General features: G+C 63.8%; 15 protein-coding genes and 6 pseudogenes. 18 read left to right on the top strand and 3 right to left on the bottom strand.

What is annotated here, in order from left to right:
• Positions 1-13 precede the first annotated feature (13 nt).
• From HK436_RS06820 to gnd, 7 genes and pseudogenes are all read left to right on the top strand, one after another.
• Positions 14-1,159 carry an ABC transporter substrate-binding protein gene (locus HK436_RS06820; protein WP_173188304.1) on the top strand — a complete coding sequence of 382 codons (1,146 nt, stop codon included), beginning with the start codon at positions 14-16 and terminating at the stop codon, positions 1,157-1,159.
• 196 nt (positions 1,160-1,355) lie between these two features.
• On the top strand, positions 1,356-2,276 hold the full coding sequence (locus tag HK436_RS06815) for a branched-chain amino acid ABC transporter permease (RefSeq protein WP_173188302.1): 921 nt from the start codon (positions 1,356-1,358) through the stop codon (positions 2,274-2,276).
• A gap of 10 nt (positions 2,277-2,286) precedes the next feature.
• Complete coding sequence (locus tag HK436_RS06810; protein ID WP_312860573.1) at positions 2,287-3,267, top strand: branched-chain amino acid ABC transporter permease; 981 nt, start codon at positions 2,287-2,289, stop codon at positions 3,265-3,267.
• Positions 3,260-4,009, top strand: coding sequence for an ABC transporter ATP-binding protein (locus tag HK436_RS06805; protein WP_173188298.1), 750 nt, complete (start codon positions 3,260-3,262; stop codon positions 4,007-4,009). The genes HK436_RS06810 and HK436_RS06805 overlap by 8 nt, the downstream gene beginning before the upstream one ends.
• Positions 4,006-4,695 (top strand): ABC transporter ATP-binding protein, encoded by a 690-nt coding sequence (locus HK436_RS06800; protein ID WP_173188296.1) that lies wholly within the window; start codon positions 4,006-4,008, stop codon positions 4,693-4,695. Before HK436_RS06805 ends, HK436_RS06800 begins: the two co-directional genes overlap by 4 nt.
• A gap of 51 nt (positions 4,696-4,746) precedes the next feature.
• Positions 4,747-5,157: a RidA family protein gene (locus HK436_RS06795; RefSeq protein WP_173188294.1), complete on the top strand. Its 411-nt coding sequence runs from the start codon at positions 4,747-4,749 to the stop codon at positions 5,155-5,157.
• Between the two features lie 139 nt (positions 5,158-5,296).
• Positions 5,297-6,735, top strand: a pseudogene (gene gnd / locus HK436_RS06790) (NADP-dependent phosphogluconate dehydrogenase).
• A 9-nt stretch (positions 6,736-6,744) separates the two neighbouring features.
• Here the strand turns inward: gnd and HK436_RS06785 are convergent.
• Entirely contained in the window at positions 6,745-7,788 is a 1,044-nt protein-coding gene (locus HK436_RS06785; RefSeq protein ID WP_173188292.1) for a LacI family transcriptional regulator, read from the bottom strand.
• 405 nt (positions 7,789-8,193) lie between these two features.
• On the opposite strand from HK436_RS06785, the gene HK436_RS06780 reads away from it, so the two are divergent.
• The 11 genes and pseudogenes from HK436_RS06780 to rpe all read left to right on the top strand — a co-directional run bounded on the left by HK436_RS06780 (position 8,194) and on the right by rpe (position 19,744).
• On the top strand, positions 8,194-9,432 hold the full coding sequence (locus tag HK436_RS06780; RefSeq protein WP_173189996.1) for an ABC transporter substrate-binding protein: 1,239 nt from the start codon (positions 8,194-8,196) through the stop codon (positions 9,430-9,432).
• An 82-nt stretch (positions 9,433-9,514) separates the two neighbouring features.
• Positions 9,515-10,408: a carbohydrate ABC transporter permease gene (locus HK436_RS06775; RefSeq protein ID WP_173188290.1), complete on the top strand. Its 894-nt coding sequence runs from the start codon at positions 9,515-9,517 to the stop codon at positions 10,406-10,408.
• A pseudogene (locus tag HK436_RS06770) lies at positions 10,401-11,334 on the top strand (carbohydrate ABC transporter permease). The gene HK436_RS06775 and the pseudogene HK436_RS06770 overlap by 8 nt, the downstream one beginning before the upstream one ends.
• 8 nt (positions 11,335-11,342) lie before the next feature.
• Entirely contained in the window at positions 11,343-12,443 is a 1,101-nt protein-coding gene (locus tag HK436_RS06765; protein ID WP_376769152.1) for an ABC transporter ATP-binding protein, read from the top strand.
• 25 nt (positions 12,444-12,468) lie between these two features.
• A pseudogene (locus HK436_RS06760) lies at positions 12,469-13,214 on the top strand (sugar phosphate isomerase/epimerase family protein).
• An 11-nt stretch (positions 13,215-13,225) separates the two neighbouring features.
• Positions 13,226-14,373 (top strand): annotated as a pseudogene (locus HK436_RS06755) (Gfo/Idh/MocA family protein).
• Between the two features lie 53 nt (positions 14,374-14,426).
• Positions 14,427-15,471 (top strand): annotated as a pseudogene (gene mgrA, locus HK436_RS06750) (L-glyceraldehyde 3-phosphate reductase).
• Complete coding sequence (locus tag HK436_RS06745) at positions 15,472-17,082, top strand: glycoside hydrolase family 43 protein (RefSeq protein ID WP_173188288.1); 1,611 nt, start codon at positions 15,472-15,474, stop codon at positions 17,080-17,082. It begins immediately after the preceding pseudogene.
• Positions 17,079-17,906: a TolB family protein gene (locus HK436_RS06740; protein ID WP_173188287.1), complete on the top strand. Its 828-nt coding sequence runs from the start codon at positions 17,079-17,081 to the stop codon at positions 17,904-17,906. The genes HK436_RS06745 and HK436_RS06740 overlap by 4 nt, the downstream gene beginning before the upstream one ends.
• A 25-nt stretch (positions 17,907-17,931) precedes the next feature.
• Complete coding sequence (locus HK436_RS06735; RefSeq protein WP_173188286.1) at positions 17,932-18,990, top strand: sugar phosphate isomerase/epimerase family protein; 1,059 nt, start codon at positions 17,932-17,934, stop codon at positions 18,988-18,990.
• A 70-nt stretch (positions 18,991-19,060) separates the two neighbouring features.
• Complete coding sequence (gene rpe, locus HK436_RS06730; RefSeq protein ID WP_173188285.1) at positions 19,061-19,744, top strand: ribulose-phosphate 3-epimerase; 684 nt, start codon at positions 19,061-19,063, stop codon at positions 19,742-19,744.
• A gap of 17 nt (positions 19,745-19,761) precedes the next feature.
• On the opposite strand, the gene HK436_RS06725 is transcribed toward rpe, so the two are convergent.
• Positions 19,762-20,388, bottom strand: a complete 627-nt coding sequence (locus tag HK436_RS06725; RefSeq protein ID WP_312860513.1) for a LysE family translocator — start codon at positions 20,386-20,388, stop codon at positions 19,762-19,764.
• 1 nt (position 20,389) lies between these two features.
• Positions 20,390-23,274 (bottom strand): annotated as a pseudogene (gene polA / locus HK436_RS06720) (DNA polymerase I).
• Between the last annotated feature and the right edge of the window lie 257 nt (positions 23,275-23,531).

Here is a 23,531-nt window from a genome sequence, read left to right as displayed (position 1 = left end):
CGGGAGTAAAACTATGAAGAAAGTGATTGCAGCGGGTCTTGCCGCGCTTGCCATGAGCGTATCGGGCGCGGCTTTTGCGGAGCCGGTCAAGATCGGAATGATCACCACGCTTTCGGGCGGCGGTGCTGGCCTCGGCATCGATGCCCGCGACGGCTTCATGCTCGCGCTCAAGAATGCCGGCGACGCGGCATCCGAGATCGAGGTCGTGACCGAGGATGACGGCCAGAAGCCCGAGCTCGCCGTGCAGATCGCCGACAAGATGATCCAGTCGGACCAGGTCGACATTTTGACCGGCATCATCTGGTCGAACCTTGCCATGGCCGTCGTGCCGAGCGCCGTGGCGCAGGGCAAGTTCTACCTCTCTGTCAACGCGGGGCCCTCGCCGCTTGCCGGGTCGCAGTGCAACGAGAATTATTTCAACGTCGCCTACCAGAACGACAACTTCCACGAGGCGATGGGCCAGTATGCAAACCAGGACTACCAGAAGACCTTTATCCTTGCGCCGAACTATCCGGCCGGTACCGACGCGCTGACCGGCTTCAAGCGCTTCTACAAGGGCGAGTTGACGGGCGAGGTCTACACCCAGCTCGGTCAGACCGACTACGCAGCCGAGATCGCGCAAATCCGCGCTTCCGGCGCCGACTCCGTCTTCATGTTCCTTCCGGGCGGCATGGGCATCGCCTTTACCAAGCAGTACGCGCAGTCGGGCGTCGACATCCCGCTGATGGGTCCCGGCTTCTCGTTCAGCCAGGATGTGCTGGGCGCGATCGGTGACGCGGCCCTCGGCGTCAAGAACTCCGGTTCTTGGGCGAAGGATCTCGACAACGAGGCGAATGCAAAGTTCGTCGAAACCTTCCAGGCCGAATACGGCCGCCTGCCGTCCGTCTATGCCGCACAGGCATACGACACGGCGAACCTTATCGTCGCTGCGGCGGGCAAGGCGAGTGTCAAGGACGCGGATGCGTTCCGGGCCGCGCTGAAGGAAGCCGACTTCGACAGCGTCCGTGGCAAGTTCTCCTTCAACACCAACAACCATCCGATACAGGACATCTACGTTCGCGAAGTTATCAAGGAAGGTGACGTGCTGACGAACAAGATCGTCTCGACTGCCTTCACCGATCACAAGGACGCCTACGCGGCCGAGTGCTCGTTGCAGTAGGTCCATCGCTTAGCGGCAGGCTTCCTTCTCCCCGCAGGCGGGGAGAAGGTGCCGGCAGGCGGATGAGGGGGCGGGGACTTGTTGAGACCATCGTGCCGCCCCTTCTTCAAACCTCTCTCCACGAACGGGGAAAGGGGACAACAATGCCGCACCCATCAGACAGCGAAGCAACAGGCCTGACCCGGACATTCCACCCGTGCAAACCGCTCTCTTCATCGAACAGATTCTCAACGGGCTACAGCTCGGTGTGATGCTGTTCCTCATGGCCGCCGGGCTGACGCTGATCTTCGGCGTCATGGGGCTGATCAACCTTGCCCACGGGTCACTCTATATGGTCGGCGCGTTCGCCTGTGCCGCGGTCGCGGGTGCGACCGGCTCGTTCTGGCTGGGGCTCGCGGCCAGCCTCGCTGCGGCTGCGGCTGCTGGCGCGCTGGTCGAAATCCTCGTCATCAGGCGGCTGTACGAACGCGACCATCTCGACCAGGTTCTGGCGACCTTTGCCCTGATCCTTATCTTCTCCGAAGGCACGCGCTGGCTCTTCGGGTCCTTTCCGCTCTATCTGGACATCCCGCCGCTGTTGCAGGGAACCGTCCCGATCCCGGGCGGCTCCCGCTACCAGCTCTACCGGCTGGCGATCATCGGCGTCGGCGTCGCCGTCGCCGTCGGGCTGTTCCTCCTGATCTCGCGCACCCGGTTGGGCATGCGCATCCGCGCCGGCGAGTCCGACCGTGAGATGATTGGGGCGCTGGGCGTCGACATCCGCACGCTCTATACGGTTGTGTTCGCGCTGGGCGCGGCACTTGCCGGCCTTGCGGGCGCAATGGTCGGCGCGCTGCAATCCGTGCAGGTCGGCATGGGCGAGCCGGTGCTCATCCTCGCCTTCGTGGTGATCGTCATCGGCGGCATCGGCTCGATCAAGGGCGCGCTCGTCGGCGCGTTGCTGGTCGGTCTCACCGACACGATGGGACGCATCCTGCTGCCACAGCTTTTCGGTGTGTTTATGGACCCGTCGCGGGCGGGTCTCGTCGGCGGCGCGGTCGCATCGATGCTGATTTACATCGTCATGGCCATCATTCTTGCGGTGCGCCCGCAGGGCCTCTTTGCGGCGAAGGGGTAAGGCGATGACGATCTCACGCGAAACGGCGATCAATCTGGTTCTGGCCTTGCTGCTGCTGGCCGTGCCTTTCATCGCCATGCAGCTCGGCAAGCCGTTCTACGTCACGCTTGCGACCCGCATGGCAATCCTCGGCCTCGCGGCCATCGGTCTCAACATTGCGCTGGGCCTGGGCGGCCTGGTGTCGTTTGGCCACGCGGCCTTCTTCGGCATCGGCGGCTATGCGGCCGGCATCCTGGCTAGCCATGCCTTTTCGGGCCAGCCGCTTGATTTCGGACTGTTCGCGGTGCCGGGCAGCAAGCTGATGCCCGTGATATGGGCGGCTGCCATCCTGGCGGGCGGGCTGCTTGCGGCGGCGATCGGCTCCATAAGCCTGCGTACGTCGGGCGTCTATTTCATCATGATCACGCTCGCCTTCGCGCAGATGACCTATTATTTCGCGATCTCCTGGCCCGCCTATGGCGGCGAAGACGGGCTGTCGATCACGATCCGCAGCACGTTTCCGGGCGTTAACACGCTCGTGCCTCAAAACTATTTCCTGATCTGTTATGCGTTGCTGGTGGTCGGCCTCGTGCTGTTTGCCCTGCTGCGCGACTCGCGTTTCGGAGCGGCGCTGCAGGCCTCGCGGCAGAACGAGGTGCGTGTCGCTTCCGTCGGCATTGCGCCCTTCCGCATCAAGCTCGTCGCTTTCGTTATTTCGGGCATGATCACCGCGCTGGCGGGGGCGCTCTATGCCGATCTCAACCGCTTCGTCAGCCCGTCGATGCTGTCCTGGCACATGTCGGGCGAGTTCATCGTGCTCATCATTCTGGGCGGTGTCGGCCGGCTGTGCGGCCCGCTCGCAGGCGCGATGCTGTTCGTCATGTTCGAATACATCCTCGGCGGCCTGACCGAACGCTGGCAGTTCTTCCTCGGGCTCCTGCTGCTTGGTGTCGTTCTGTTCGCCCGTGGAGGGCTGATCGGATTGCTTGCCGGGAGGGCGCGTCATGGCTGAAGCCGTTCTTGCCATCCGTGATCTGTGCAAGTCTTTCGGGGCGTTGCGGGCAACGGAGAATGTCAGCATTGATCTCGTTCCGGGCGAAATTCACGCCCTGATCGGCCCCAATGGAGCCGGGAAGTCGACGCTCATCCACCAGATCGCCGGCACGCTGAAACCGGACAGCGGCGAGATCGAGTTTCTAGGAAAGCCTGTCAGCCATATCGGCGCGGCAGAGCGCGCCCGCATGGGCCTGGGGCGTTCGTTCCAGGTGTCCTCGCTGGCGCCCGAATTCTCGGCGCTGCGCAATGTCATGCTTGCCGTTCAGTCGCGGCAGGGAACATCCTTCCGCTTCTTCAAGCCGGTGATGCGTGATGCGACGCTGGTCGAGCCTGCGATGGCGGCGCTGGAACGCGCCGGCCTCAAGGACCGCGCCCGTGTTGCGGCCGCAGAGCTTTCGCACGGCGAGCGCCGCCAACTCGAGATCGCCATCGCGCTCGCGCTCGGGTCGCGGGCCTTCCTGCTCGACGAACCGATGGCCGGCATGGGCCCGGAGGGGTCGAAGACCCTGACAGGTTTCCTCGACGGGCTGCGCCGTGAGGCGCCGATCCTGCTGGTTGAACACGACATGGACGCCGTGTTCGCGCTGGCCGACCGCATCTCGGTGCTGGTCTATGGCCGGGTGATCGCAACCGGCACCGTCGATGAGATACGCAGCGATCCGGAGGTCCGACGCGCCTATCTGGGAGGTGCCGAATGAAGCTGCTCGAGATTGCCGGGCTGGAGACCTTCTACGGCGCGAGCCAGGCGCTGTTCGGTGTCGATCTGGACGTTGCCGAGGGCGAGGTCGTGGCACTGATGGGCCGCAACGGCATGGGCAAGACCACGACCATCCGCTCGATACTCGCAATGACCCCGGCGCGTGCCGGCAAGGTGCGGCTTGGCGGGCGCGAGATACAGGCCATGCGGCCCCATCGGATCGCCCGGCTGGGCATCGGACTGGTGCCGGAAGGCCGCCGCTGCTTCCCCAATCTCACGGTTGCGGAGAACCTGCTTGCCGCCGCCGCCCGCTCGGGCCGCTGGAACCTCGGCGAGATTAACCGGCTGTTTCCGCGGCTGGAAGAGCGACGTGACCAGATGGCGCGCACACTCTCGGGAGGCGAGCAGCAGATGCTGGCGATCGGCCGCGCGCTGATGACCAATCCGCGCCTGCTGATCCTCGATGAGGCGACCGAAGGCCTCGCGCCCGTGATCCGCAACGACATCTGGGCCGTGATCCGCGTGCTGAAGGCGGAGGGCCAGTCGATCCTCATCGTCGACAAGACGCTGTCCGAACTGCTGCCCTCGGCCGATCGCTGCGTGGTGCTGGAAAAGGGCGCTACCGTCTGGAGCGGTCGCCCGGATGAACTCACACCATCGCTTCAGGACCGCTATCTCGGCGTTTGACGCCGCAACGAAGAACAGGCGGCAAGCGCCTGTCTATCGGAGGATATACCGATGACCGACACACAAACCCCGCACCAACTTCTCCATCCAGCATCCTGGAAGAAGGCTGTGGGTTATGCCAACGGACTGATGACGGAAGGCCGTACCGTCTGGATGGGCGGCCAGATCGGCTGGACCGGCGATCAGGTCTTCGAGGCGAAGGACCTTGTCGGCCAGACGCGGCAGACGCTGGAAAACATCGTGGCGATCCTCGCGGAAGCCGGTGGCCGACCGGAACACATCGTCCGTATGACCTGGTATGTCACCGACAAGCAGGATTATCTCGCCAACCTGAAGGGTATCGGCGAAGCCTATAGGGCCGTGATGGGCCGGCATTTCCCGGCGATGACCATGGTTCAGGTCGTTGCCCTGATCGAGGATGAGGCCAAGGTCGAGATCGAGGCCACGGCGGTCCTGCCCTGAGGATCGTCGGACCGCCCGCGCGGTTCTTTTGCCATAGCGTTGTGCAGCGCTTCCGTCATGGCTGCCATGCGGAAGGAGCAGGTTGACGCATCGATTGGCTGGCGTTCATCATTGCCGCCAGAACAAAAAACCCACATCGATGGAAACGCCTCATGTCCAAGCGGAAATCGGCCTGATCGGCCTCGGTGTCATGGGCTCGAATCTCGCGCTCAACATCGCCGAGAAGGGCTATCCCATAGCCGTCTACAACCGCACCTCGACCCGTACCGGTGCCTTCTTCGAAAATGCCGGTGACCTGCGGGGCAACATCGTGCCCTGTGCCTCCCTCGAGGAACTCGTCGCGCAGATCAAGCCGCCGCGCCCCATCATCCTCATGGTGCAGGCCGGCAAGGCGGTCGACGAGCAGATCGAGGGGCTGCGCGACCTGCTTGCCAAGGGCGACATCATCATCGATGCCGGCAACGCCAACTTCCGCGACACGATGCGTCGCTTCGCCGAGCTTGAAGGGTCGGGCCTGACGTTCATCGGCATGGGCGTGTCTGGCGGCGAGGAAGGCGCGCGTCACGGCCCGTCAATCATGGTCGGGGGCAAGGAAGACGCCTACAAGCGGGTCGAATCCGTCCTCACCGCCATCGCCGCCCGCTACGAGGGTGAGCCGTGTTGCGCCTGGCTGGGCGAGGGCGGGGCGGGTCATTTCGTCAAGACCATCCACAACGGCATCGAATATGCCGACATGCAGATGATCGCCGAGATTTACGGCATCCTGCGCGACGGCTTCGGCATGGAAGCGAAAGAGATCGGCGCGATCTTCGCGCGCTGGAACGAGGGCAGGCTGAACTCCTATCTGGTGGAGATCACGGCCGCCGTGCTGGAAGCTGCCGACCCCGTTTCGGGCAAACCCATGGTCGACATGATCCTCGACCGGGCGGGCCAGAAGGGCACAGGCCGCTGGTCGGCGGTCGAGGCGCAGATGATGGGGGTGCCGGCGACCGCGATCGAATCGGCCGTCGCCGCGCGCAGCCTGTCTGCCGAAAAGGAGCTGCGCGAGGCTGCAGCCAGCGCCTACGGAGGTGCTTCCGAGCCGTCGCCGCGCGCTCCGGACAAGGCCTTCATCGACGATCTCGAACTTGCCCTGTTTGCCGGCAAGATCGCGGCCTACGCACAGGGCTTCGCGGTGATGGCCGAGGCGTCGTCGGAGTTCAAATGGAACCTGCCGATGCCGACGATAGCGCGCATCTGGCGCGCCGGCTGCATCATCCGCTCGCAATTCCTTGGAACGCTGGCGCGCTCCTTCGAAGCCGATACGAAGGCGGAAAACCTCCTGCTGATCGGCGATTTCGTGGAGATGATGAACGAGGCGCAGCCGTCACTCCGCCGTGTGGTTTCGCACGCGGCACTTGAGGACTGCCCGCGCCCGCGCTTTCGGCAGCATTGGGCTATTTCGATGCGTTCAGGCAGGCGCGTGGAACCGCCAATCTCATCCAGGCCCAGCGCGACTATTTCGGAGCCCACGGCTTCGAGCGCGTCGACGTCGAGGGTGAACACCATGGACCGTGGGGATCCGGCGCGGCGAGTTAAGGGCTGAGGTCAGGGTCTGGGGGCTTCGACGCCATCGGGTACGGCAAGCGTCTGCAATGATGCCGGCACTGCGCCGTCGATGCTCGCCCTGACAGCGCGGGCCAGTTCGCGACCGGCAAGGCGGAAATCCTCGTTCACCACAAGGATCTGAGGGCGGAACATCTGAACCAGTGGTGTCGATTGCTTGGTGACGATGTCGATGTCGCGGCCTAGCTGCAGCCCGCGTTCCTCTATGGCTGCGACAAGTGCAAAGGCGCCTGCACCGCTGCCCGAGACGAGACCGTCAGGTGGCGTGCTGCGTCGTAGAAGCGCCGTCGCGGCTGCCTTGATCTGTTCGACGGGCATGTCCACCCAGGCATCGCGAAACGGGATGGCGGCGCAACCCTGCTCTTCGACACCTTCGGCGAATCCGTCGCTCATGTGACGGTAATAGGTGAGCTTCGGCGACGGCGCGAGCAGGGCAAGCCGGCGTCTGCCTTTTGCCACCAGAGCTCGCACGGCCTGCATGGCGAAGGCGTGGTTGTCGAAATCGTGCCACGGGTGCTCGATCCCCGTATGCGTGCGCCCGTGAGTGGCGAACGGAAATCCGTGTTCCGTCAGGTAGCGCACGCGCGGATCGTTGGGTTCCGTCTGCGAGATGATGACGCCGTCGGCAGAATGGGTCTCTACCACGTAACGGATCGGATCCATGGGATCGTTGCGGCTGGAATAGGGCGTCAGGATCAGGTGATAGGAGGACGAGGCCAGCTCCTCCGACACACCGTAGATGATGTCGGATATGAAGCCCATCAGTTGCTCGTCGGTATTGAGGACAAGCGAGATCACGTTGGTCTTGCCGGTGCGCAGGCGAACGCCCGCGCGGTTGGGGCGATAACCGACCTGGCGCGCGACGAGCTGGACGCGCTTCTTCGTCTCCTCGCCGATGTCGGGTGCGTCCTTCAGGGCGCGCGAAACCGTGGTGACGCCGAGCCCGGTCATGAAGGCGATCGTCTTGAGGGTGGGTCGGCCGCCGGCTGCCGCCTCGTTCTGTCCGTTCCTGCGCTGGTCGTTCATACGTCGCTGCCCGTTAACCCGGCGCACGGCCTAACGCATTCGCCCCAGCCGCACCAGTCCCGAGCTGAAAATGGAAACTGTAACGTTACAGTTTTTGAGAAGAGTTGCACGGGAAATCTGCCGATTGGTGAAATCGATCTGATCTCCATGGGGTCAGAATGGCGCACTCGGCGGGCTATATGCTGCAACGCACAGCTTCTATGAATCAGCGCTTTAGATACAAATTCGAAGCGAAATACCGCAATGCAACATGTTTTCGCCACGAGCCCGAGCTGCGCAGGAGCGAGTAGTACATTAGTTCGAGGTTCGAAAAAATCGCCGCTGACGCCGCTTTCCCCGTTGCGCGACCTTCTGGATTACCCTACGCTTTGATCTGTAACGTTACAGTTTCAGGGAGGAAATATGATGCGTTATAGGCTCCTTACCGCCACCTTCGCTGCGACGGCGGCTCTCAACATTGCCGGCCCGGTGCAGGCCGCAGAACTCGAAGTCACGCACTGGTGGACCTCTGGAGGCGAAGCGGCGGCCGTTGCCGAGTTCGCGAAGGCGTTCGACGCCAGCGGTCACAAATGGATCGACGGCGCAATTGCCGGCTCCGGCGGCACCGCCCGGCCGATCATGATCAGCCGCATCACCGGCGGCGACCCCATGGGTGCCACGCAATTCAACCACGGACGCCAGGCCGAGGAGCTGGTGGAAGCCGGATTGATGCGCGATCTGACCGACATTGCCGAGGAAGGCAAATGGCGCGAGGTGGTGCATCCGAGCTCGCTGCTGGATTCCTGCACCCTCGACGGCAAGATCTATTGCGTGCCGGTCAACATCCACTCGCAGCAGTGGCTCTGGCTTTCGAACGCGGCTTTTGAAAAGGCTGGCGTGCCGGTTCCGACCAACTGGGAGGAATATGCCGCCGCCGCTCCCGCGCTCGAGGAAGCGGGCATCATACCCCTCGCCGTTGGCCAGCAGCCGTGGCAGACCACGCTGGCGTTCCAGGTCCTGCTGACTGCGATTGCCGGGCCGGATGCCTACACCAAGATCTTCGGCGAAAAGGATGCAGACCTTGCCGCCGGCGAAGAGCTAGCCAAGGTTTTCGAGGCAGCCGCGCAGGCGCGTTCCATGTCGGCGAAGTCGAACGTGCAGGACTGGAACCAGGCGACGAACATGGTCATCACCGGCCAGGCCGCCGGCCAGATCATGGGTGACTGGGCTCAGGGCGAATTCCAGGTCGCCGGCCAGGTGGCGGGCGAAGACTATACCTGCCTGCCCGGACTGGGCGTCAACGAGGTCATCATGACCGGTGGCGACGCCTTCTACTTCCCGGTTCTGGATGACGAGGAGAAGAGCGCCGCCCAGGCGGACCTCGCCAAGCTGATGCTGTCGCCGGAAGTGCAGGTCGCCTTCAATCTCAAGAAGGGTTCGTTGCCCGTGCGCGGCGATGTCGACCTGGAAGCGGCCAACGACTGCATGAAGAAGGGTCTGGAGATTCTTGCCCAGGGCAACATCATCCAGTCGCCCGACCAGCTCATGTCGGCGGACTCGCTGACGCAGATCAACGATCTGTTCGTCGAGTTCTTCAACAATACGAGCATCACGGCCGAGGACGCGCAGAAGCGCTTCGTTGACCTGGTGGCCAACGCCGACTGATCTGCGAGCCAGCAGCGCCGCGCCGCCCCTGGAAGTCGGGGGCGGCGGGCGCAAGCGTGACCCTCATCAGGGAGTTGCCGTCATGCACGAGGCCCGGCGCCCGAACCCGCTGTTCAGGAATCTGAGCGCGAAGATTGCCGCGATCCCCATGATCCTCACCGCGCTGGTGGTCTTTGCCGGCGGCACGATCTGGACGATCATCTATTCCTTCACGAATTCGCGGCTTCTGCCGCGCGAGAATTTCGTCGGGCTGGATCAGTACGAACGGCTGTGGTCGTCCAGCAAATGGATCATCTCGATCCAGAACCTGCTGATCTATGGTGTCTGCCTTCTCGTCTTCTCGCTCGTCGTCGGCTTTCTGCTGGCGGCGCTGCTGGACCAGAAGATCAGGTTCGAAAACACCTTCCGCACCATCTTCCTCTACCCGTTCGCACTGTCCTTCATCGTCACCGGCCTTGTCTGGCAGTGGATCCTCAATCCGCAATTCGGCATCGAGGGCATCGTTCGCTCGTTGGGCTGGACAAGCTTCTCGTTCGATCCGCTCTACAATGCCGACATCGTCATCTACGGCATTCTGATTGCCGCCCTCTGGCAGAGCACCGGTCTCATCATGTGCCTGATGCTCGCTGGCCTGCGCGGCATCGACGAGGACATCTGGAAGGCCGCGCGTGTCGACGGCATACCGATGTGGAAGACCTACGCCTTCATCGTCATTCCGATGATGCGCCCTGTATTCATCACGACGCTGGTCATAATCGCTTCGGGCATCGTCAAGGTCTACGACCTCGTGGTGGCCCAGACCGGCGGCGGGCCGGGTATCGCGTCGGAGGTGCCCGCCAAATACGTCTATGACGCGATGTTCCTGTCGCAGAACCTCGGCCAGGGCTTCGCCGCATCGACCATGATGCTGCTGACCGTGCTGATCGTGCTGATCCCCTGGGCCTATCTCGAATTCGGAGGCAAGAAGCGTGGCTGACGTCGCTATTCCCGTTTCCGCGCCGGCCGTCCACGCGGACCAGCCACTTGCTGGTCCGAGCGGTCCCCGTCCCCGCAAGGTCATCTCCCGGCGCAACATCATCCTCTACGGCACGCTCTTCGTCGTGGCCGTCTACTACCTGCTGCCGCTCTATGTGATGATCGTCACCTCGCTGAAGGGCATGCCGGAAATCCGCCTCGGCAACATCTTCTCGCCCCCGTCGAGATCACCTTCCAGCCCTGGGTCAAGGCCTGGGCCGAAGCCTGCACGGGTCTCAATTGCGAGGGGCTCAGCCGTGGCTTCTGGAATTCGGTGCGCATCACCGTTCCTTCGGTCGTGCTGTCGATCGCGATCGCATCGGTCAACGGCTATGCGCTGGCGAACTGGCGCTTCAAGGGCGCCGATGTGTTCTTCACCATCCTCATCTTCGGCGCGTTCATCCCCTATCAGGTGATGCTCTACCCGATCGTCATCATGCTGCGTGAGATCGGGCTTTACGGCGGTCTCTACGGTTTGATCATCGTCCACTGCATCTTCGGCATGCCGATCCTGACGCTGCTTTTCCGCAACTACTTCACCTCGCTGCCGGAAGAGCTGTTCAAGGCCGCGCGCGTCGATGGCGCCGGGTTCTGGGGCATCTATTTCAAGATCATGCTGCCGATGTCGCTGCCCATCTTCGTCGTGGCGGTCATCCTGCAGGTGACGGGCATCTGGAACGACTTCCTGTTCGGCGTCGTCTACACGCGTCCCGACTACTACCCGATGACGGTTCAGCTCAACAACATCGTCAATTCGGTCCAGGGCGTGAAGGAATACAACGTCAACATGGCGGCGACGTTGCTCACCGGGCTGGTGCCGCTGATCGTCTACTTCATTTCAGGCAAGCTTTTCGTGCGCGGCATCGCCGGGGCGCGGTCAAGGGTTGATGCATATGATGGATACCAGCAACACGCCGAGTGTGGCGGTGCGCGGCGTCTCGCTCAATTTCGGTGCCGTCGAGGTCTTGAAAAGCCTCGACCTGGAGGTCGGCAGAGGCGAGTTCCTCGTTCTGCTCGGTCCTTCGGGTTGCGGCAAGTCCACGCTGCTCAACTGCATCGCAGGACTGCTCGACGTCTCCGCCGGCCAGATCTTCATCAACGACCGCAACGTCACCTGGGACGAGCCCAAGGACCGTGGCATCGGCATGGTGTTCCAGTCCTACGCGCTCTACCCGCAGATGACCGTGGAGGGAAACCTCTCTTTCGGGCTGAAGAACGCCCGGCTGCCCAAGGATGAGATCGAGCGTCGCATCGCGCGCGCAGCGGAGATCCTGCAGATCGAGCCGCTCCTCAAGCGCAAGCCATCGGCACTGTCCGGCGGCCAGCGGCAGCGTGTCGCGATCGGTCGGGCTCTGGTCCGCGACGTCGACGTGTTTCTGTTCGACGAGCCTTTGTCGAACCTCGACGCCAAGCTGCGCTCCGAGCTGCGCGTCGAGATCAAGCGGCTTCACCAGAAGCTCGAGAACACGATGATCTATGTCACGCACGACCAGATCGAGGCGATGACGCTGGCCGACCGCATCGCGGTCATGCGTGGCGGGATTATCCAGCAGCTCGATACGCCGCAGGCGATCTATTCGCGTCCGGTCAACCGTTTCGTCGCCGGCTTCATCGGCTCGCCGGGCATGAACTTCATCGAGGGCGAGTGTGTCTCGGATAGCGCCAGCGCCGTCTTCGAGGCGAATGGCGTCAAGGTGCCGCTCGACCGCTACGAATTCGCGGGCGGCGCGCGTACCGGAAAGGCAGTCTTCGGCGTGCGGCCGGAACACGTGATGCTCGGCGACGGCGCTGGTGCGATGCCTTTCCAGACCGACCTGACGATCGAAATCGTCGAGCCGATGGGCTCCGACTCGCTGGTCTGGGGCAAGTTCGGCGGCCAGAACCTGAGCTTCCGCATCGATGCCGAGCGGGCGGTCGCCAAGGGCGACATGGTGCGCATCGGCTTCGACCCCGGCCGCGCCTCCATTTTCGACGCCGGCACCGGCGAACGCATTTGATTTTCCCAACCGACGGACAGATACGATGAACTGGTCATTCCAACTTTACTCCGCCCGCAAGTTCCAGCCCTGGGAAGACGTCTTCGCCATGGTCGCAAAGGCAGGTTATGCGCAGGTCGAAGGGTTCGGCGGTCTCTACGACGACCCGCCGGCCTGCGCGCCATGCTCGATCGCAACGGCCTGACGATGCCGACGGGACACTTCTCCCTCGACATGCTGGAGGACGACTTTGCCACTGCGCGCCGCATCGCCGAGACGCTTGGCATCGGCACGCTGATCTGCCCGCATATCGCCGCCGAGGCCCGACCGTCCGACGAAGCCGGCTGGCGGGCCTTCGCGGCGCGGCTTGCCGCCGTGCATGAGAATTGCCGCAAGGCCGGCCTGCGATTTGCATGGCACAACCACGATTTCGAGTTCGTGCCTTGCAGCGACGGCCCGGTGCCGCAGCGCGTGATCCTCGATGCAGCGCCGGAGATCGGTTGGGAGATGGACGTTGCGTGGGTGGTACGCGGCGGCGCCGACCCGATGCGATGGATCGATGAATACGCTTCTCGCATCGTTGCAGCCCATGTGAAGGATATCGCGCCCGCAGGCGAAGCCCAGGACGAGGACGGTTGGGCCGATGTCGGCCACGGCACGATGGACTGGCCGGCGATCATGAAGGCGCTGCGCGACAAGACGCCGGCGCGCATCTTCGTCATGGAACACGACAACCCGAGCGATGCCGGGCGTTTCGCGCGGCGGTCGATCGAGGCAGCAAAGAACTTTTAGGAGAGACCGGGATGGCGAAGAAACTCGGAGTCGGCGTGATCGGCTGCGGCAACATCTCGGCCGCCTATTTCATGCTTGCGCCACTGTTCAAGGGCATCGAGATGCGCGCGGGCGCGGACCTCGACATGAAGATGGCGCAGGCCCGCGCCAAGGAGTTCGGCGTGCGTGCGTCCAGCGTCGCTGACCTCCTGGCCAGCGACGATATCGACATCGTGGTCAACCTGACCATTCCGGCAGCTCATTATGAGGTGTCGAAGGCGATTCTCGATGCCGGCAAGCATGTCTATTCCGAAAAGCCCTTCGTGCTGTCGGTGCGGGAAGGGCAGGACCTGAAGAAGCGGGCGGACCGGAAGGGGCTGCGTGTCGGTTCGGCGCCGGACACGTTCCTCGGCGGCGCGCATCAGCGCGTGCGCAGCCTGATCGATGGCGGCAAGGTCGGGCGCGTGACCAGCGGCACGTGCTACGTCATGAGCCACGGCATGGAGCACTGGCACCCGAACCCGGACTTCTTCTTCCAGCCGGGCGGCGGGCCGATCCTCGACATCGGCCCCTACTACATCACCAATCTCGTCCAGCTCATCGGCCCGGTGAAGCGCGTGGCGTGGCCGCGCTCGCGGCAACACCTGCGAGCGAGCGTACGATCACCTCCAAGCCGCGCTTCGGCGAGAAGATCAAGGTGACGACACCGACGACGATCCATGCGCTGATGGAGTTCGAGAACGGCGCCACGGTGACCTTCAATGCAAGCTGGGACGTGTGGAAGCACGGCCATGCGCCGATCGAGCTCTATGGCGAGGAGGGCACGATCTTCGTTCCCGACCCCAACTTCTTCGGCGGCGACGTGATGATGACCAATCGCAACGATGCGGTGAAGAAGCTGCCGAAATGGGAGCACGCCTTCGCAGTGCCCAACCAGCAGCATGCCCAGGGCATGATGGCGAACTACCGCGCGTCGGGTCTCGCCGACATGGCGCTGGGCATTCTGGAGGGCCGGCCGCATCGCTGCTCGCTGGAGCTTTCGCTGCACGTCATCGACGTGATGACCGGCATCCTGCGTTCGGGCGAGACCGGCAGGTTCGTAGCCATGCGCACGACCTGCGAGCGGCCGGAAGCGCTTTCGCCCGCGCAGGCCAAGGCTATGCTAGCGCGGAAGAAATAGTTACGACGGGGCCGGCGCGTCTTCCGCGCCGGCCCCTCGTGAAAGGAACCGACATGACCTGGCAGCCAGCCGATACCCGCTACGACACCATGACCTACAACCGCTGCGGACGGTCCGGTCTCAAGCTGCCTGCCATCTCGCTCGGCCTATGGCACAACTTCGGTGGCGACACGCCGCACGAAACCAAGCGGGCGATCTGCCGCAAGGCCTTCGACCTTGGCATCACGCATTTCGATCTCGCCAACAATTACGGCCCGCCTCCGGGCTCTGCCGAAGTCGCTTTCGGCGAGATGCTGCGCGATGATTTCGCCGGCTATCGCGACGAGATGATCATCTCGGCGAAGGCCGGCTACAACATGTGGCCCGGCCCCTATGGCGAATGGGGCAGCCGCAAATACGTTCTTGCCTCGCTCGACCAGAGCCTCAAGCGGATGGGGCTCGACTATGTCGACATCTTCTATTCGCACCGCTTCGATCCCGAGACGCCGCTTGAAGAGACGATGATGGCGCTCGACCATGCCGTGCGCTCCGGCAAGGCGCTCTATGTCGGCCTCTCGTCCTACAACTCGAAGCGCACGCGCGAGGCGGTGGCGATCCTCAAGGAACTCGGCACGCCGTGCCTGATCCATCAGCCAAGCTACTCGATGATCAATCGCTGGGTTGAGGAGGACGGTTTGCTCGACACGCTCGACGATCTCGGCGTGGGCTCGATCGTCTTCTCGCCGCTCGCGCAGGGCATGCTGACCGGCAAATATCTCGGCGGCATCCCCGACGACGCGCGCGGGCGCAGGGCAAATCACTGCGTCCCGGCTTCCTCAACGAGAAGAACCTGGCCAATATCCGTGCGCTCAACGAGATAGCGTCCCGGCGCGGACAGACGCTGGCGCAGATGGCGTTGGCCTGGGTATTGAGGGGCGGCCGTGTAACCACGGCGCTGATCGGCGCAGCCGCCCTGAACAGGTGGAGGACTGCGTCGGCGCGCTCGCCAATCCAAACTTCACGACCGAGGAACTCGCTGAGATCGACCAGTTCGCCAAGGATGCGGACATCAACCTGTGGGCGGCATCCGCCGAACGCGAAGGGCCGCAGAGGAAGTAGATGATCCGCAACCCGATCCTGCCCGGCTTCAATCCGGATCCCTCGATCTGCAGGGTCGGCGACGACTACTATATCGCGACATCCACCTTCGAGTGGTATCCGGGCGTGCAGCTCCACCACTCGAAGGATCTCGTCAACTGGCGGCTGGTCGGGCGGCCGCTCGATCGCGCGAGCCAGCTCGACATGCGCGGCAATCCGGACTCCGGCGGCATCTGGGCGCCGTGCCTGTCCTATGCCGACGGGCTGTTCTGGCTGGTCTACACCGACGTCAAACGCATCGACGGGGCCTTCAAGGATACCCACAACTACATCGTCACCGCGCCGTCCATCGAGGGGCCGTGGTCCGACCCGGTCTATGGCAATTCGTCCGGCTTCGACCCGTCGCTTTTCCACGATGAGGATGGCCGCAAGTGGTTCCTCAACATGGTGTGGAACCATGTCTCGTCCGGCGTGGGCGGACAGCCGAAGCACCCGTCCTTTGCAGGCATCCTGTTGCAGGAGTGGGACGCGAAGGCGAAGACGCTTGTTGGCGAGGCGCGCAACATCTTCGCCGGCAGTCCGCACGGGCTGGTGGAGGGGCCGCATCTCTTCAAGCGGGCCGGATGGTATTATCTGACGACGGCGGAGGGCGGCACCGGCTACGACCATGCCGTCACCATGGCACGCTCCCGGGCCATCGACGGACCCTACGAGCTGCATCCGCGCACCCATCTCATCACTTCGAAGGACGATCCTGACGCGGTTCTCCAACGCGCAGGGCACGGCCAGCTTGTGGAGACGCCGAACGGCGAAATCTACCACACGCATCTGACCTCGCGGCCGCTGCCCGGCTTGCGGCGCTCGCCGCTCGGCCGGGAAACGGCAATCCAGAAATGCGTCTGGAAGGAGGATGGCTGGCTCTATCTGGAGCAGGGCGGCCAGGTGCCGGCGGTCGAGGTTCCCGCGCCGCTGGACGTGCAGCCTGTCGATGCGCCAGCCGTCGAGCGCTACGATTTCGATGATGGCAAGCTGCCACTCGAATTCCAGTGGCTGCGCACGCCGGATTGGCAGCGACTGTTCTCGTTGAGCGACCGCCCGGGCTTCCTGCGGCTGTTCGGCCGCGAGTCGATCGGAAGCTGGTACGAGCAGGCGCTTGTCGCGCGGCGACAGGACGTCTTTTCCTTCCGCGCCGAGACTCGGCTCGACTATGAGCCCAAGACATTTCAGCAGGCCGCCGGTCTCGTCCACTACTACAATCGACACAAGTTCCATTTTCTCGCCGTCACGCACGACGCGCGCCACGGCCGTGTGCTGACCGTGATGAGCTGCCCCGGAGACTGGCCGGACGGCAGGCTGACCTTTCCGCTCTCCAACCCGGTCCCGCTGCCGGGCGATGCGCCCGTCACGCTGGCGGCCGAGGTTCGTGGCGCGACGCTTGACTTCAGCTACGAGCGCGAGGGCGAGTGGATTCAGGTCGGGCCGACGCTCGACGCCAGCGTGATCTCGGACGAAGGCGGTCGCGGCGAGCACGGCTCGTTTACCGGGGCCTTTGTCGGCATGGCCGCATTCGACACCAGCGGCAGCGGCCTTCATGCCGATTTCGACTGGTTCACCTACGGGCGCGTGGGATGAAGAGCGAAATCGTCATCCACGAGCCCGCGACGGGTGGCGAACGCGTGGTCTATGTCACCGACGTGCTGATCGAGGCGCCAAACTGGTCGCCCGACGGGACGTTTCTCGTGTTCAATGGCGATGGCCTGATCTGGCGGCTCGATCTTGCAGACAGCGCGAAACCGCAGCGCATCGATACCGGCTTCGCCACGGCCTGCAACAACGATCACGGCATCTCGCCGGACGGCACCACGCTCGTCATCAGCGACAAGTCCGAAACCGGGCAGTCCTGCATCTACACGCTGCCCATCGATGGTGGCGTGCCGAGGCGGATCACGGACAACGTACCGTCGTGGTGGCATGGCTGGTCGCCCGACGGCAGGACGATGGCGTACGCGGCGGCGCGCGATGACGGCATGGACATCTACACTGTCCGGTCTTCCGGCGGCGAAGAGACCCGGCTCACCGATGGTGGCGGTCATTATGACGGGCCGGACTACACACCGGACGGAAAATGGATATGGTTCAATTCCGACCGGGGCGGAACGATGCAGCTATGGCGCGTTCGCACCGACGGCAGCGGCATCGAGCAGATGACGAATGACGACCGCGTGAACTGGTTTCCGCACCCCTCTCCGGACGGAACCGCGGTGCTCTATCTGGCTTATGAAGCGGGCACGGAAGGCCATCCGCGCGACAGAGACGTGGAGCTGCGCCTGATGAACCCCGAGGGCGGCGGCATCCGCACCGCCGTCTCGCTGTTTGGCGGGCAGGGGTCGATCAATGTGCCCTGCTGGGCGCCGGACTCGACTGCCTTCGCTTACGTGCGCTACGCGCGCCCGTGAAATCGACACAGGAAAGGAACATGACATGCCGGCTACGATGAAGGGCCCTGCGATCTTTCTGGCGCAATTCGCTGGCGACGAGGCGCCGTTCAACACGCTGCCATCGATCGCCAGGTGGGCAGCCGGACACGGCTACAAGGGCATTCAGGTGCCGAGCAATGACGGGCGCCTCTTCGACCTGGAAAAGGCGGCGTCGTCGAAGGACTACTGCGACGAGGTCAAGGGCGTCTGCGCCGAGGCGGGCGTGGAGATCACCGAATTGTCCACCCACATCCAGGGTCAGCTCGTCGCCGTCCACCCTGCATACGACGCGCAGTTCGATGGCTTCGCGCCGGAGAAGGTGCGCGGCAATCCGAAAGCGCGGCAGGCGTGGGCGGTCGAGCAGATGAAGCTAGCGGCGAAGGCGTCGCAGAACCTGGGGCTCAAGGCGAGCGTGTCCTTCACCGGTTCACTGGCCTTCCCCTATCTCTATCCCTGGCCGCAGCGCCCCGCCGGTCTCGTCGAGGAGGCATTCGGCGAGCTCGGCAAACGCTGGAAGCCGATCCTCGATGCCTATGAGGATGCCGACTGCGATCTCGGTTTCGAGATCCACCCGGGCGAGGACGTTTTCGACGGCGCGACCTTCGAGATGTTTCTGGATGCGGTCGGCGACCACAAGCGTTGCACCATCAACTACGATCCGTCGCATTTCCTGCTGCAGCAGCTCGACTACCTCGCTTTCATCGACATCTATCACGAGCGCATTTCGGCCTTCCATGTGAAGGATGCTGAGTTCAATCCGACCGGCCGGCAGGGCGTCTATTCGGGCTATCAGGGCTGGACCGAGCGGGCCGGCCGCTTCCGTTCGCTGGGTGACGGCCAGGTCGATTTCGGCGGTATCTTCTCGAAGCTCGCTCAGTACGGGTACGACCGGTGGGCGGTGCTCGAATGGGAATGCTGTCTCAAGCACCCGGAGGACGGGGCGGCCGAAGGCGCGCCCTTCATCGAGCACCACATCATCCGTGTCACCGAGAAGGCATTCGACGATTTCGCCGATTCCGGTGTCGACCGCGCCGCGCTGCGCAAGATGATGGGCATAGGATAAGGTCTTCGGCCTCTCGACAACGGCGAACGCACACGCTAGGCGGACGGCAGATCAACGGGAGCCGTCCGCAATGACCGGAACCATCATCGCACCGTCCGTGCTTTCGGCCGACTTTTCCCGGCTCGGCGACGAGGTCGAGGCGGTGGTTGCCGCAGGCGCCGACTGGATTCATCTCGATGTCATGGACGGACATTTCGTGCCGAACATCACATTCGGCCCGCCCATCATCAAGGCGATCCGCAACCGCACCGATAAGGTGTTCGACTGCCATCTCATGATTGCGCCGACGGATGCCTATCTGGCCGCCTTCGCGGATGCCGGTTGCGACATCATCACCGTCCATGCCGAGGCCGGTCCTCACCTCGACCGCTCGCTGCAGGCGATCAAGGCGCTCGGCAAGAAGGCCGGCGTATCGCTCAACCCGTCGACGCCGGAAAGCGTCATCGAATACGTGCTCGACCGGCTCGACCTCGTGCTTCTGATGACGGTCAATCCCGGCTTCGGCGGACAGGCTTTCATTCCCTCGGTCGTGGAAAAGGTGCGCCGCGTGAAGGCGCTGATCGGCGACCGGCCAATCGACATAGAGATCGATGGCGGCGTGACGCCGGAAACGGCTCCGCTGGTCACGAAGGCCGGTGCGAACGTGCTTGTCGCAGGCTCGGCGGTGTTCAAGGGCGGATCGAAAGACGCCTATGCCACGAACATCTCCGCCATCCGTTCTGCGGCGGATACAGCCGTGGGGCGAATGGTCTAGGAAACGTCGGTGTCCTTTCAGCGGGCCGTGGTCCAGCCGAACCAGACCGCGACGAGCGCCAGCAGGGCTGAAAGTGAGCGTCGCGCAATCCGCTCCCGGCGCGGGTCGTTCAGCAGCGGTTCGAGCGCACCGGCCAGCACGACGATGCCCGCGTGAATGAGTGTTGCGACCAAGACATAGACGACGGTCAACGTCACGGTCTGCGCCAGGAGGGGCCCGGCAGCGTCGATGAATGTCGGCAGCACGGCGACGTAGAACATCGCAGCCTTCGGGTTGAGCAGGTTGGTGACGAGCCCGCGCAGGAAGTAACGGCCTCCGACCCTGGCATCCGATGCCACGACATCGCCGCCGCCGCGCCATCCGTCCCAGGCGAGATAGAGCATGAAGGCCACGCCGGCCCAGCGCAGGATTTCGTATGCAAGCGGCGAAGCGCTTATGAGCTCTGCGACGCCGAAGGCCGCCGCGAACCCGATCACGGCCAGACCAAGCGCGACCCCGGCAACGGTAGCGAAGCCGACCCGTCGTCCCTCCGAGGCCGAAACCAGCGCCAGATAGGTCATGTTAGGGCCGGGTGTCAGCTCGATGATCGTCGAGGCGAGCGCGAAGGAGAGCAGTGTCGGCAGCGCGACGGCGACCGTTTCCACCTCAATGCGCCTCGTCCCAGTTCTTCGCGGCGCGGGCGTCGACGTGCAGCGGCACCTTCATGGCGAGCGCCGGCATAGCGGCATTCTCCATGACATCGCGGATCACCGGCATGGCCGCCTCGATCTCGCCTTCCGGCGCTTCAAAGATCAGTTCGTCGTGCACCTGCAGCAGCATCTGAGTGTTGTGCAGCCCTGATTTCTCCAACGCAGCCTCCATCCGCACCATCGCGCGGCGGATGATGTCGGCGGCCGAGCCCTGGATCGGGGCGTTGATCGAGGCGCGCTCGTTGAACGCCCGCACGGAGGGATTCGGCGAGCGTATCTCGGGGAAGTGGATGCGGCGGCCGAAGATCGTCTCGACGTAGCCGTTGTCGCGCGAATGCGCCTTGGCCGCGTCCATATAGTCGCGGATGCCCGGAAAGCGCTCGAAATACTTCTTGATGTAAGCGCTGGCCTCCTCGCGCGAAATCGCAAGCTGGTTGGCCAGCCCGAATGCCGAGATGCCGTAGATGATGCCGAAATTGATCGCCTTGGCGCGCCGACGCACCTCGCCCGGCATGCCCTCGACCGGCACGCCGAACATCTCGGATGCCGTCATCGCGTGAATGTCGATGCCATCGGCGAAGGCCTGGCGAAGCTGGGGAATATCGGCGACATGGGCGAGCACGCGAAGCTCGATCTGGCTGTAGTCGGCCGAGATCAGCAGGTTCCCGGGCTCGGCGATGAAGGCGGTGCGGATCTTGCGGCCTTCGCGGTGCGGATCGGTATATTCTGCAGGTTGGGATCGGACGACGACAGGCGACCGGTGGTCGTGGACGCCAGCGCATAGGACGTGTGCACGCGCTTCGTCTGCGGGTTGATGAAGCCGGGCAGCGCGTCGGTATAGGTCGATTTCAGCTTCGTGAGCTGGCGCCAGTCGACGATCTTGCGCGGCAGCTCGTGGCCTGCTGCCGCAAGATCTTCGAGTTCGCGCGCGGTGGTCGACCACTGTCCGGTCTTGGTCTTCGATCCGCCCGGAAGTCCCATCTTGCCGAACAGGATGTCGCCGAGCTGTTTCGGCGAGCCGACGGTGAAGCGCTCGCCGGCAAGCTGGTAGATTTCATCCTCCAGTGCCGCCGCGCCCTGGGCGAAGTCGCCTGACAACCGCGACAGAATCTGGCGGTCGACTGAAATGCCGCGCTGCTCCATCCGGCCGAGCACCGGCACCAGCGGGCGTTCCAGCCGCTCATAGACGGAGACGAGGCCTTTTTCGGCAAGCCGTGGCTTGAGGACCCGCCACAGCCGCAGCGTCACGTCGGCATCCTCTGCGGCATAGCAGGTGGCCCTGTCGAGATCGACGAAGTCGAAGGTGACCATCGCCTTGCCGGAACCGCACACGTCCTTGAAGGCGATCGGTGTATGGCCCAGCCAGCGCTCGGACAGCGCATCCATGCCGTGACTGCTGTTGGAGCCGCCGTCGAGCACGTAGGACAGGAGCATCGTGTCGTCATAGGGCGCAACGTCGATGCCGTGGCGTTGCATGATGACGAGATCGTATTTCAGATTCTGCGCGACCTTGAGGACGCTGCGATCTTCCATCAGGGGCTTCAGTTCGGCCAGCGCGTCTCGCGCAGGAATCTGGCCTTCCACCAGCCCGCCGCCCAGCAGATCGCCGGCGCCCGACTTGTGGATCAGCGGCACATAGGCAGCGCGTCCGGGCCGCGTGGCGAGGCTGAAGCCGCACAGCTCCGCCTGCATCGGGTCGAGGGATGTCGTCTCCGTATCGAAGGCGACGACGCCCGCCTCGCGCGCCTCCGCGATCCATTCGCGCAGCGTGGCGATGTCGCGGATGCAGTCATAGGCGGTGTTGTCGACCTTCTGCGCGACCGCCTCGGCGGCGCGGGCCGCAACGAGCGCGCCCGGCGTGTCTCCAGCCGCCGCCGCAGCCGATGCGGCATCCCCCTCGGCAGTTGCGTCAGCAGGCTTTGAACCGACATCCGGACCGTGCGCTGCCTCGCCCCATTCGACGTCCACCTGCGCCGACTCGATCTCGGCGGCCTCGGCGCCGGACGCCTCGGCGACGCGCCGCGTCAGCGTGGTGAATTCCATCGCCTTGAGGAAGGAAATCAGCTTCGGGCCGTTCGGCGGCTGCAGCACGAAATCGTCCAGCGGCTCGACGCCGGGAACGTCGTTCCTGAGCCGCACAAGTTCGCGCGACATGAGCGCCTTGTCGCGATTCTCGATCAGCGTCTCGCGCCGTTTCTGCTGCTTGATCTCGCCCGCCCGCTCCAGCAGCGTGTCGAGGTCGCCATATTCCTCCAGAAGCTGCGCCGCCGTCTTCTGGCCGATGCCGGGAACGCCGGGAATGTTGTCGACCGAGTCGCCCATCAGCGCCTGCAGGTCGATCATCTTCTCCGGCGGCACTCCCCACTTCTCGATCACCTCGGGGACGTTGATTTCCTTGTCCTTCATCGGGTCGTACATCGACACCGTGGGACCCACGAGCTGCATCAGGTCCTTGTCGGAGGAGATGATGGTGGTGTCGCCGCCGGCCTCGCATGCCAGTCGCGCATAAGTGGCGATCAGATCGTCCGCCTCGAACCCTTCCATTTCCAGGCATGGCAGGTCGAAGGCGCGCGTCGCCTCGCGGATCAGGCCGAACTGGGGGATCAGGTCTTCCGGCGGCGCCGAGCGGTTCGCCTTGTATTCCGGATAGAGTTCGTTGCGGAACGTCTTCGACGAATAGTCGAAGATGACCGCGAAATGCGTCGGCGTGACCCCGACATCGGTGTCGCGCGCGTTCTGCATCAGCTTCCAGAGCATGTTGCAGAAACCGGAGACCGCGCCGACAGGAAGGCCGTCGGATTTACGTGTGAGCGGCGGCAGTGCGTGATAGGCGCGGAAGATGTAGCCGGAGCCGTCGACGAGGAAGAGATGATCGCCTTTTTCATGGACAAACGCCTAGCGCGGGGCATCCGTGGTGTCCATCGCAAACCGCTTCAGAGCCCCTTGTTCCTGCCACGTCGTCGGGGCAGGCCGCCCATCACAGCCATGTTACAGAGATGTAATGTTGACGCCCTTGAATCGCCATTTTCAAAGACCCAAATGCAGGTCATCGGCAATTTTCGCCGAGTCCGGGAAATAGGCCCGTCCCCCGCCTGAAC

The sequence above is a fragment of the Neoaquamicrobium sediminum genome (genome assembly GCF_013240295.1).
Classification (GTDB): domain Bacteria; phylum Pseudomonadota; class Alphaproteobacteria; order Rhizobiales; family Rhizobiaceae; genus Aerobium; species Aerobium sediminum.
The sequence above is the reverse complement of the archived record's forward strand: the minus strand, read 5'-3'. Positions and strand labels throughout refer to the sequence as shown.

Coding starts and splice junctions, on each gene's coding strand:
- HK436_RS06805 (WP_173188298.1), top strand. CDS start 3,260: ATGGCTGAAGCCGTTCTTGCCATCCGTGATCTGTGCAAGTCTTTCGGG.
- HK436_RS06775 (WP_173188290.1), top strand. CDS start 9,515: ATGCACGAGGCCCGGCGCCCGAACCCGCTGTTCAGGAATCTGAGCGCG.
- HK436_RS06745 (WP_173188288.1), top strand. CDS start 15,472: ATGATCCGCAACCCGATCCTGCCCGGCTTCAATCCGGATCCCTCGATC.
- HK436_RS06765 (WP_376769152.1), top strand. CDS start 11,343: ATGGATACCAGCAACACGCCGAGTGTGGCGGTGCGCGGCGTCTCGCTC.
- HK436_RS06795 (WP_173188294.1), top strand. CDS start 4,747: ATGACCGACACACAAACCCCGCACCAACTTCTCCATCCAGCATCCTGG.
- rpe (WP_173188285.1), top strand. CDS start 19,061: ATGACCGGAACCATCATCGCACCGTCCGTGCTTTCGGCCGACTTTTCC.
- HK436_RS06820 (WP_173188304.1), top strand. CDS start 14: ATGAAGAAAGTGATTGCAGCGGGTCTTGCCGCGCTTGCCATGAGCGTA.
- HK436_RS06800 (WP_173188296.1), top strand. CDS start 4,006: ATGAAGCTGCTCGAGATTGCCGGGCTGGAGACCTTCTACGGCGCGAGC.
- HK436_RS06740 (WP_173188287.1), top strand. CDS start 17,079: ATGAAGAGCGAAATCGTCATCCACGAGCCCGCGACGGGTGGCGAACGC.
- HK436_RS06785 (WP_173188292.1), bottom strand. CDS start 7,788: ATGAACGACCAGCGCAGGAACGGACAGAACGAGGCGGCAGCCGGCGGC.
- HK436_RS06780 (WP_173189996.1), top strand. CDS start 8,194: ATGCGTTATAGGCTCCTTACCGCCACCTTCGCTGCGACGGCGGCTCTC.
- HK436_RS06735 (WP_173188286.1), top strand. CDS start 17,932: ATGCCGGCTACGATGAAGGGCCCTGCGATCTTTCTGGCGCAATTCGCT.